We start from the raw sequence: 12,219 nt of genomic DNA on the forward strand, positions 1-12,219 counted from the left end.
AGGAAGATTCCTTCTATATGGGAACAGAACTATAAAATCTCTAAAAAAATTAAAAAGGTAATCCAAAAACAATGATTTTTGGATTACCTTTTTCTAAATAATTATTTTAACCTCATGGATTCCCTTACTAAAATATATAATATCCTGTTGTAGTATTTTAGTATCTACATATATCCCCTTTTCCTCTCCCCTTACAACTGTTATATTATATATCTCATCCTGATTTTTCTTATACACAATAGAGTATTCATTCCATCCACTTGGCATATTTACATTTATAGTAAAACCTTCTCCTTTAATAAGCTTTAACCCTAAGATAGACTGAAGTATAACTTTATATGTCCATGAAGCTGCTCCAGTGTACCAACTCCACCCTCCTCTTCCTCCATGAGGCTCTTTAATGTATATATCTGCAGCTATTACATAGGGTTCTACCTTATATTTTTCACAGTCCATGGATGTTAAAGTATGATTTATAGGATTTATCATCTGTAAAAGTTCTAAGGCCTTATCTATATTCCCAAGCTTTGCTATGGCCATTATAACCCAAAGAGCTGCATGGGTATATTGTCCTCCATTTTCACGTACTCCTGGCACATATCCCTTTATATATCCTGGTTCTAATTTTGAACTATCAAAAGGAGGTGCTAAAAGAAGAATCATTCCATTTAACTGATTTACCAAATAATCTTCTACAGATTTCATGGCCTTTATCTGTCTCTCTCTATTACTTCCCTCTGCGATTATGCTCCAACTTTGTGGCAAGGAATCAATAGAACACTCTTCATTTTCAATAGAGCCTAGCGGTGTCCCATCATCAAAATAGGCCCTCTTATACCAAGCTCCATCCCAAGCATTCTCTTCTATATTATTTAAAATTTCTTCCCTAAACTTTAAATATTTTTCTCCCCTTTCTTCCTCTCCCATACTTTTACAAATATCCGAAAAATATTTTAGTATGTAAGAAAGAAACCATCCAAGCCATACACTCTCACCATCCCCTTTATTTCCAACGGTACTCATGCCATCATTCCAATCACCACATCCCATAAGAGGTATACCATGTTCTCCTAGGTTTAAGCTTCTATCAATTGCCTTAATACAGTGTTCATATATGGTCCCCTTTTTATCTGAGTAATTGGTTAGGGAATACCTCTCGTCCTCTCCTTTATTTAATGGAGAATCCTTTAAATAATACTCTTCCTCCTTTAAAATACTATAATCTCCAGTATTATTTATATAATCTATAACACTATAAGGAAGCCATAACAAATCATCACTAAACCTTGTTCTTATTCCTGAGTCTACCACTGGATGCCACCAATGTTGTACATCCCCTTCTTCATATTGTCTTGAAGCATTTAGCTTTATTTGTTTCCTAGTAATACTTGAGTCTACAAGTCCTATGGATAAGACATCCTGTAGCTGATCCCTATATCCATAAGCACCTCCGCATTGATAAAAGGCAGTCCTTGAATAATATCTACAGCTTATAACTTGATATAGAAGCCATCCATTGGTTAAAATATTTAGGCTTTCATCTGGAGTTTTTACCTTAAAGGTTCCTAAGACCCTTATCCAATGATTCTCCACCTCTTCTAGCTTATTTAATAGAAAATCCATAGAGGAATATTCCTTTAGTAAGGTTCTTATGTTTTCTATCCTTTCATCTGCACCCATTATAATGGTTATAATCTTTTCTTCATTTTCTTCTATATCTATGGAAGTTCTATAACTTAATATAGAATCAAAGCCAGCTCCCACTTTATTACTTAGTTTCTCATTTTCCATAGATAAGGATAAATCTAAGTTTCTTCCCCTACCTATAAAGTCTTCTCTATCTCCACAATAACTAATATCTTCTCCACCTATGATTTTCAAATAACAATTTGTATCCCCAAACTTTTCACTATAAGGATTTTTACCATATATAAACTCACCTTCTTCATCATAGTAGGTAGATATGGTTTTATGAACTCCTTCTTCATTTACCCCTAAAATCAAATTGCTATAATAGGTTAAAGATATCCTCCTCTTATTTCCTTGGAAATTTTTAAGCTTTACTATTCCTACCTTAAGGCTATTATCCAAAGGAGTAAACCAAGTTAATTCCCCTTTTATATTATTAGAACTATGAATAAACTTAGAGAAGCCAAATCCATGTTCTATTATATATTCCTCTTTATCTCTTAAAGGCTTTGGAGTAACGCTAAATACCTCTCCACTATCCTCATCCCTTAAAAATAAAGCTTCTCCTAAGGTGTCACTTATAAAATCATTATTCCAAGGAGTTAACTTATTTTCCCTTGAGTTTTTATACCATGTATAGCTAGAACCGCTTTCTGATATATGAAATCCAAAGTTTTTATTACTTATTACATTTATCCAAGGTGCTGGAGTATTATTATTATTTTTTAATACCATTACATAATGATCTTTCTCATTAAATCCACCAAAGCCATTAAAGAATTTTAATGTTCCTGTATCATACCCTGTTGATGTATTATTATTTCCATTTTCATCTTTTCCCCATAACTCTTCCCCTATTTCTGCCATATACTTTTCTCTCTTCCACCTTAAAGGTATCTCCCTTGTATTATCCCTTTTTATAGGAGAATTTTTATATACCTCCTTAGGAAGTCCTCTTAAGTTATAGGTTAGATTATCCTCTCCTTTAAATAATAAGGAGAAAAATGCATCCTCTTCTTTCCCATCTATATACAAGGTACTTATGGCCTTTATAAAACTTACTCCTTCTTCTTTTAAGTTGTCATAGCTTTGGAGAAACACCTTTCCCCTTAATCTCTCATTATCCATAGAAGAATATTTATTTATTACCTTAGAAATCTCTCCTTGAAGGGGCATATTATAACTAAAGCCTTCCTCATTTATTATTAAAAGATCAAATTCCACTCCTCTTCTATTTAGATATTCATAGCACTGAACACATTGACGTACTATGTCAAGGTGAGTTGAATCCTTTATATTTAATGTCACTATAGGTAAATCTCCAGATACTCCAAAGGACCATAAGTCCTTTTGATGCTTACTTAAAGATTTTATATAGGTTTCTCTTCTCCTTATGTCCTTATTAGTATACAATATTCTACTACATAACATTTGATAAAGAGATGCCTGTTTATACTTAAGTCCTATGTAGGAAAGTTCTCCTAAAGAGTTATTATGTGCTTCATTGAATATGCCTCTGCATATATCTAAGGATGAATATTTATTACATATATTTATAGCATCTTCCTTAGTATCAGAAGTCCCCATAAGAATATATACTTTTCCTTTTTCGCCCTTTGGTATTTTTATTCTTATCCTTTGACTAAATATAGGATCAATTACAGTTCCTTCACTATTTTCAAGAGGAATTTCACGTTTCATTACCCTTGGATTATCTTCATCATTTCCTCTGCCTATAAAGTTTAACCTAGAAGTTTCATACTCTATTCCCCCTATTTTTTCCCCTTGAAATAACATCTTTTGAAATATATAAGGTTTCTTTTGTCCCTTAGCTCTAGGACGTCTGTGAGCTAACAGAACATTATCTTCAAAGGATTCTGTCCTTATAAAAAGATTACTAAAAGCTTTATGGGATATATCTCCCTCATGAGTATTTAAAGTTACTTCTAAGTAAGTGGTAATTTCTATAATCCTATCCTCTTTTGTATTGTTATCAATGGTTAATGTTCTAATCTCCATATTCTCTTCATTACTAACCGCTACAGAAAGTTTAGTATCTATTTCCCTATACTTAGACCTAAACTCTGCTTTGTGCAATGTAAAATCTACATTATACTCATCTACCTCTACCTTTGTTGGTTGGAAGGTTGCACTCCAATATTCAGAAGAGCTCATGTCTCTTAGATATATAAACATACCCTTATTATCATTTATATAATCCTTGCTCCATCTATAAAGATTCATATCCTTAACCTTACTAAATCCACTTCCACTATTGGTAATCATAGTATGATAACTTCCATTAGATAATACTACGCTTTCTGGAAATTCTGTGACTCCAGTATTATAATTTCTAATAATTATTTCTGGTAACTCCTTATGATGAACTTTTTCCTCTTTAACTCTCTCTTTATAAAATGTTATCTCCTTATAGGTGTTCTCTTGAAGAAGGAGTTCTCCACTTATGACCTCTTCCTTCCTATGAAATCTTTCTCTAAATATATTCTTATTCAAAACATTAACAATACTCATTAAAGACATACCTTCATGATGTATCATAAAGGATTTTATTATAGAGAAATCCTTACCTTTTGCCACCCTATCTTTTGTATAGTCAAGAGCTTCATAAAAACCATAAAGACCTAAAGCCTTATTTTCTTCTAGATTCTTTAAATTTTTTATAGCCTTTTTATAATCTACCATCAAAGCCATTATAGTGGAGTAAGGAGATATTACAGTATCATCCTCTAATCCTCTTTTTAATCCTGCCTTAGGTATACCAAAAGCTCTGTATTGATATATCATAGAATTATCAAAATGAAAATATCCACTTTCAGATATTCCCCAAGGTATCTTCTTTACTTCTCCATAATAAATTTGTTCTTCCACAACCCCCTTATAAGTTTCATCCCAAAGAGATCCCTCATAATTCTTTAGTATTATAAGAGGCATTAAATATTCAAACATGGTTCCACTCCATGATAAAAGTCCACGTCCTCTTCCCATAGGGGTTAAAGTTCTACCTAAATTCCACCAATTATCTTCTTTAATATCTCCCTTAGTTATAGCTACATAAGAAGCCACCCTAGCTTCTGATGCCATAAGATCATAGTAAGAATTATTTAATGTTTTATTATTAACATCATAACCTATAGAAAATAATCCTCTCTCTTTATTGTATAGCATAGAAAAGTCCATGTTATCTCCTATGATTTTTAACCTGTCTAAAATATCATTAATATCAATTTTAAGTTTTTCTAAGGATTTTACACCTCTTTTTATAAGAATTCTAAGCTCACTATTATAACTAAGCTCTTCCTTATTATCTTCAATAATCCTATTAATCTCATCTACTATATCTTTTAAAGGAGTTTTTAATAATGCCGACTTAAGACTTCTAGATAAAAGTGAATTTTTAATACTACATAGGTCAGTCCAAGGGGCGATTATTTGTAATTCCTTTATATATGTAGTAGCATTTACCCTTAATTTATCCACCCAATAGGTCTTTCCTTCTATCTTTTCTACCTCTTTACATCTACTTCTTATATCCATAAGAAGCTGTTTATACTCACATAAGGAAAGATTTCTATTAAGTTCCTCTTTGAAAGATTCAAAATATCCACTTAAACTTAGTTCTTCCATAGCAAGATTTAATGTATCTTCTAACCCTTTTTTATAATTTGAATTAATAAAAGGGTTCTTCATATATTCCTCTATGGTTTTCTCTGTAAGCCATATATAACTTAAAAGATTTCCGCTATCCACAGTAGATATATATTTAGGTTCTAATGGTTTTAAGGTTAAAGTATCATACCAATTATAAAAATGACCATTTAGAGTCTCAAGATTTTCTAAGGCATGTAGGGTCTTTCTTAGTCTATAGGTATAACTATATATTCCTATATACCCTAGGTCATAGGCACAGCTGTTACTACTTATTGTCATAGCAATATTGGTAGGAGAGGTTCTATGAGCTATCCCCTTCATAGGGTCTCCCTGGTAATTGTCAGGTCCTAAACTATTATTTTCCTCATTCACAAAATCCTCGAAATAAGCCCATACTCTCCTACTTAGCTTTCTTAAATACTCTTCATCTTCTTTCTCTACATGCTGCAATCTATTATTTTCTCCTTCACTACTTAAACCATAAGCTATAAAGGGGCTAAGTAACCATAGTGTAATAGGGATAAGCATAAAGTATAGTAATGAGAGAGAATCCCTATAACATAAATATGCTATAGCTAAAGTTATTACAAGGGATGGATACATAAGTTTGATATAATCTCCAAGCTTATTCTTCCCACTATTCTCTACATAAAAAGCGCTTTGCCACTCTAGAAGCTTTTTCTTTGAAATAATCATTCTGTATGAGCTCTTTATAATAGCATTTAAAGATAAATAACTTTCATGAATAAAGAAAGTAAACATTAAAAAGCACTGCTTAAACTTCTTTATAACCCCATAATTTTTTAAATTAAATATATTAACTATAAGTGGAGTCAATATACTAAATAAGGAGAAAGCAATAAATCCTTCTAAATAAAAAGGCTTTACAAAAAGAGCTACTAATATGCTAATTAATATACTTGGATATACTAAAGCCATTCTAATATTATCTAATATCTTATATCTACTTAAGGCTTTAATTTCTTTTCTAAAGACCCAAGGTATATTTTGCACATCTCCTCTTATCCATCTATGATTTCTCATAGCATAGGAATGATAATAAATAGGGAACCCATCTACTAAAGGTGTGTCACTTAAAAATGCTGTTTTTAAAAGTTCACCTTCTATTAAATCATGACTAAGCATAGTATTTTCTTTTACCTTATTATCTAAGGTTTCTAAAAATTTATCTACTGAATATATACCTTTACCAGTAAATGTTCCTTGATTAAATAAGTCTTCATATATCTCTGAGGATAAAGAAGAATACATATTAATTCCTTTATCCATTACATAATGTTTTGAAAACTCTGTGGCATATGCATTTTCTAAATCCACCACTATCTTAGGCTGCATAATACCATAATTATAGTTTAAAGGATGGGCCATAGCTCCTATTAACCTCTTAAAAGTACCTATTGGAACCTTTGTATCACTATCTAAGGTTATTACATATTTTATTTTAGGTAGGGATTTTATAAACTCTGTTCCATACTCGTAAGTAGTATTATTCTCTCCCCTTAAAAGCTTATTAAGCTCTAGAATCTTACCTCTTTTTCTCTCCCAGCCCATATATATCTTATCTCTCTCATTAAAAACTCTCTTTCTATGTAAAAAAAGAAATTTGTCTCCATATTTATAATTAAGAGATCTTGCTACATTTAATCCTGTGTTTATAATCTCTGAATCTCCTTCTAAGGTTTCACTATGATTATCTTCAAAATCACTGCACAGTGCAAAATATATATTTTTTTCTCTGTTACTTAAATAATATATCTCTAAGTCTTTCATAAGTTTTTTTGTTCTTTCCACACTATTAAGGATTGTTGGTACTACAACTAAGGTGGCGTTTTCTTTATCTATTCCCTCATTCATTGATAATTTTGAAATGTAATGAGGTTTTATAAAGGTTAAAAATAAAACATTTATAAAGGTTTTACCTATATAACTTATAGGTATTATTAATAATACTTTTAATAATATAAATGATCCTAATCCTCTGCCCTCATCCTTTAAGAATAGGACTAAAAATGTTCCAATTAAAACCATCATAGCTAGTATAGATAATCTATAAAGTCTTAGCTTCTGTTTTAAAGAAGCTCTCTCCATAAAGCTCTTTTTAATATTTATCTCACTATAAAGGTCATCCTTCCCTTCTCCAATTAAATAGTATCCAATATGAGATTCCCTTCCCTTTTTACTAGTAGCAAGATTTATAAGAATGGTTGAGATTTTTTCTTCACTAACTTTGCTTCTTTTAGATAGTTCTTCTATCTTATGTCTATAATAGTCCCTAGTTTCAAAGTCCATATTTACATATGTATTACTAGGATCCTTTCTTAATATTTTATCAACAGCACTTATACTCTCCACAAAGTTTTTCCAATTGAAACCATCTATAAACCTTAAAGAGTTAATATCATTTCCTAGTTCCCTTTCAAATTTAATCTCTTCAGTCTTTACATTACTGATTACCTTATAAAGCTCCCCTCTTTTAATCCCTAATTTTCCTTCTACTGCAGAATATACTTCCTCATTTTCAATTCCACTATCTTTTATAACTCTTAAAAAGCTTTCTGCCATAGTATAGGTGAATTTTTCATCTCTTCTTTTAAACCTATCTATCTCTTCTTTTATCTCTTCCTCCTTAAGTGCTACAATAATATATCTTGACAGATTCTCCCCATTAATTCTTTCCTTTTCTAAATTACATACCTCTTCTGAAATAAATCTAATTCTTTCTAATATTATTACTCTCATTATAAGGGGTATTGCCCAAAGTTCTCCTAAGGTTAAAGATGTATTCTTTGTAAAACCATCTATAAAAGATTTAACTCCTTCTTTTGTTAAATTACCATGGCTATTATTAAATAAAGTACTACAAATTGTATATATTCTAGCTATTCCATTATCCCTACATGGTAGGTTATGATAATATTTATTTGGCATATTTAAAATAACATTTTTATATTCTTTTTCTATAAGATAGATATTATCTAAAAGCCATTGGGCCCCCCCTGATAGCTTTACATTATTCTTATAAAGAGATTCTAAATAATGATGATTTTTAACTATATTTTTATAGGTTTTTTTTACACTCTCAATAAGAGTATTTTTTTTCTTATTACAATAACCTAAGTCTTCATTTTTAGATAACTCTTCCCCTAAATCATAAAGTTCTTTTACATTCATATCTTTTAACTCTTCTCCTTTAAAGTTTATAGCATTTCCTTCCCTCTCTCTTACCATTAAATATCCTAAAAAAGCTATAAATAATCCTAAAAGACCTATGTAAACAAAAAGCATATGGTACACTCCTTTCTAGTTTACTATCTTATATTTTTACCAACTTTTACGAAAATATGTACCATTGAAACCTTATGTTTTATACTTTATACTCTAAAGGTAGAAATTACACTTATTGTGAAGCTTAGCTACCACATTAAATTTAAATTATATAGAAAGTATAGAGATATAAAAATAAGGAGAAGTGATAATCACTTCTCCTTATTTTTAAGTACTATAAAGTTTTTAATCCTATAAGTTATAAAACTCCTCAAAGGATTTTATAATATAATAATGATCCTTAACTCCACCAAACTCTCTTATAGAATGCATTGCAAGGATTGGACTTCCAATATCTATAGAACGTATATTAAGATGAGTTGAAGATATAGGTCCTATGGTAGATCCTCCTCTCACATCAGATCTATTAACAAATTCTTGTACTGGAACTCCTGCTCTTTTACATATTTCTTTATATACAGCAGCAGAATCACTATCTGTAGTATATGCAAGATTTGCATTGATCTTTATAACTGGTCCCTTATTTATAACAGGTCTATTTACTGGATCATGCTTTTCACCATAGTTTGGATGAGCTGCATGAGCAAGGTCTGCTGATATTAAGAATGACTTTGATAAAGCTCTAAAGAAATCTTGTCTATCTCCACCTAAAGAAAGAACTATTCTTTCTAATATATTAGCTAGCATATTAGAATCTGCCCCTTGTTTTGTAGCACTTCCAATTTCCTCATTATCAAAGCACACCATAACATTAGTAGCTTTGTTTACATTAGAATTTATAAGAGCCTTGATTCCACCATGGATCATAGATAAATCGTCTAATCTTCCCATAGATATAAATTCATCATTAAGTCCCATTACTGTTCCTTTTTCATATTCATAAAGGAATAAATCAAAGTCTATTATATCCTCTATATCTACATTTAACTCCTTAGCCAAAGTAGTTAAAAGATACTTATCCTTTTCTAATTCCTCTGTTACTAAAGATAATAAAGGAAGAGTATGTTTTTGCTTATTTAACTCAACCCCTTGGTTAACTTCCCTATTCATATGTATTGCTAGGTTAGGGATTATTAATATTGGCTTATTTATATTTACAAGTCTATTATTAGGGAATAGTGGATTATCACTTCTTAAACTAACTCTACCTGCTACAGATAAAGGTCTATCAAGCCAAGTGTTTAGTATAGGTCCACCATAAACCTCAGTATTTAACTTAACATATATATTTTCTGATACCATTTCTGGATTTGGCTTTATTCTAAATGTAGGTGAATCTGTATGAGCACCTATAAGCTTAAACCCTTCCTTTGCTGGAGATGATTTTCCCACTACAAAAGCAACTAAAGCAGAATCATTTTTAGTTACATAATATTTTCCTTCTGCCTTTAAAGCCCACATGTCCTCTTCTTTAAGCTCATTAAAACCATTTTCATTTAAAACAGCTTTTAATTTATCCACTGCATGAAAGGCACTAGGACTTTCATATAAAAAATCTATTAATTCATTAGCTAATTGTAATTCATTATTCATATAAGTACCCCCTATAATTATGATACGTAATTTAATTGTACCATAACTCTAGGGGGTAGTATATTCATAAAGTTACTTAAAATTTCTAAGTAATTTATTTTAAATTATAAAAACCTTTTATATTCTCTATAATAGATAACCATTCTTTAAATTGCCCTTAGTCCTAATTCATTCCTTAGCATATCCTCATAAGATTCTCTTTTACAAATAAGCTTTGCTTCATTAAATCTTACCATCACTACTGGAGCCTTTGGTATCTTATTGTAGTTACTACTCATGGAATAACAATAAGCTCCTGTAGAGATTACAGCTAGAGTGTCTCCTGTTTGAACCTTTGGAAGAATAATATCATTTATTAATACATCCCCAGATTCACAGCACTTTCCTGAGATTGTAACTGATCCTTTAGTTGTGTCCTCTGCCTTATTAGCAATTAAGCACTCATACTTTGCACTGTATAATGAAGGTCTTATATTGTCAGTCATTCCTCCATCTACTGAAACATAGGTTTTTATATTAGGAATATCCTTAACTCCGCCTATTGTGTACAGTGTAATTCCACTGTTCCCTACTATACTTCTACCTGGTTCTATAATTATTTTAGGAGCTCTAAAACCTATCTCACTACAATAGGATTCTACTTCTTCTAATATGGCCTCACAATACTCTTCTATTTCCCTTGGCTTATCTTCTGAACTATAATGTATACCAAATCCTCCTCCAAGGTTTAATTCCCTAAGCTCTATATTAAATCTTTCTTTGATTTCTTTTATAAGATTCATCATAATTCTTACAGAATCCCTATAAGGCTCTATTTCAAAAATTTGTGACCCTATATGACAATGTAACCCCTTTAAATTTATATTTTCTAAGGTAGAAATCTTTTCTATGGACCTAAACAAGTTATTTTCAAGAAGAGAGAAACCAAATTTTGAATCTACCTGTCCAGTTTTTATATAATCATGAGTATGAGCTTCTATCCCTGGAATAACCCTTAAAATAATATCCTGCTTAGTGTTTAAACTTTCGCATAATCTATTTATATTATCAAGTTCTGTAAAATTATCAACTACAAAGGTTCCAACGTTATACTTAAGTCCCATGTGTATCTCTTCTAATGTCTTATTATTTCCATGGAAATAAATCTTCTCCATAGGAAATCCACTAGTGTAGGCAGTGTAAAGCTCCCCTCCTGATACTACATCAAGACATAACCCTTCTTCCTTAACTATTTGTGCCATGGCTATGGTTAAAAAGGCCTTTCCTGCATAAGCAACTTTGTTTCCCCTTTGATATTTCATCGCCTTTAAATATCTTCTACAATTTTTTCTTATAAGCTCCTCATCCATTACATATAGTGGTGTTCCAAACTCCCTAGCTAAGTCTAAGGTGTTTAGTTCTCCTATATAAAGATTGTTATTTCTAATGCTCATTGATCCATGTAAGTTCATAATAATAACCCCTTTCTATTTTACTCATTGGTTACCAAAGATTTATTTACTCAAAGCTACTGTATAATTTTGAGCAAATAAAAAGAATATGACAAAGGAACACCTTTGTCATATTCTCACTTACGTAAGCAATATAACATAAACGGTGTACCTCTGTAGCTCAACACTATTTCCTTTATAGCTAAAATAAGTTTTAAGTTAGACTAACAAACATTAGACTAATTAAAGTTCTTATTTAAAGCTAAGGTTTATAGTGACAGTATTATGGATATTCTCCATAATCCCAGGACTAACCTTTGCAAAATTAATCCTTCGGCTTTAACTCCCTTCTCTTCAATTCAAAGTATGCCTACTCCTTAAAGATACTCTTAGTTAAAGCGCCTCTACCCTAGGTAACAACTTATAATACTCTTTAATTTTAATACTATATTATGATATTCCATTACTTATGTCAACAGTTTTTATGGAATTATTCATTTATCCTCGGATAATATTGGAACTATATTAGTGATATGTTATAATAATTCAATGCCCAGTAGTAACAAATCATTTATTAAAATGATTTGTTTAT

Annotated in this window: 3 protein-coding genes and 1 riboswitch; all 3 genes read right to left on the reverse strand. The window is 30.8% G+C overall.

Going from position 1 to position 12,219, the window contains the following annotated elements; genetic code table 11:
• Positions 1-93: 93 nt before the first annotated feature.
• Entirely contained in the window at positions 94-8,664 is an 8,571-nt protein-coding gene (locus tag BR69_RS0101950) for a glycoside hydrolase family 94 protein (RefSeq protein WP_027631672.1), read from the reverse strand.
• Between the two features lie 231 nt (positions 8,665-8,895).
• On the reverse strand, positions 8,896-10,197 hold the full coding sequence (locus BR69_RS0101955; RefSeq protein ID WP_027631673.1) for a M18 family aminopeptidase: 1,302 nt from the start codon (positions 10,195-10,197) through the stop codon (positions 8,896-8,898).
• 146 nt (positions 10,198-10,343) lie between these two features.
• On the reverse strand, positions 10,344-11,648 hold the full coding sequence (lysA, locus tag BR69_RS0101960; protein ID WP_027631674.1) for a diaminopimelate decarboxylase: 1,305 nt from the start codon (positions 11,646-11,648) through the stop codon (positions 10,344-10,346).
• Positions 11,649-11,796: 148 nt separating this feature from the next.
• Positions 11,797-12,042: riboswitch (Lysine riboswitch) on the reverse strand.
• Positions 12,043-12,219 lie beyond the last annotated feature (177 nt).

Origin of the sequence: Clostridium hydrogeniformans DSM 21757, from assembly GCF_000686705.1 — a bacterium.
GTDB classification, from domain to species: domain Bacteria; phylum Bacillota; class Clostridia; order Clostridiales; family Clostridiaceae; genus Clostridium_Z; species Clostridium_Z hydrogeniformans.

Excerpts from the sequence above, each read along its gene's own strand:
- BR69_RS0101955 (WP_027631673.1), bottom strand. The coding sequence starts at position 10,197 with ATGAATAATGAATTACAATTAGCTAATGAATTAATAGATTTTTTATAT.
- lysA (WP_027631674.1), bottom strand. The coding sequence starts at position 11,648 with ATGAACTTACATGGATCAATGAGCATTAGAAATAACAATCTTTATATA.
- BR69_RS0101950 (WP_027631672.1), bottom strand. The coding sequence starts at position 8,664 with ATGCTTTTTGTTTACATAGGTCTTTTAGGATTATTTATAGCTTTTTTA.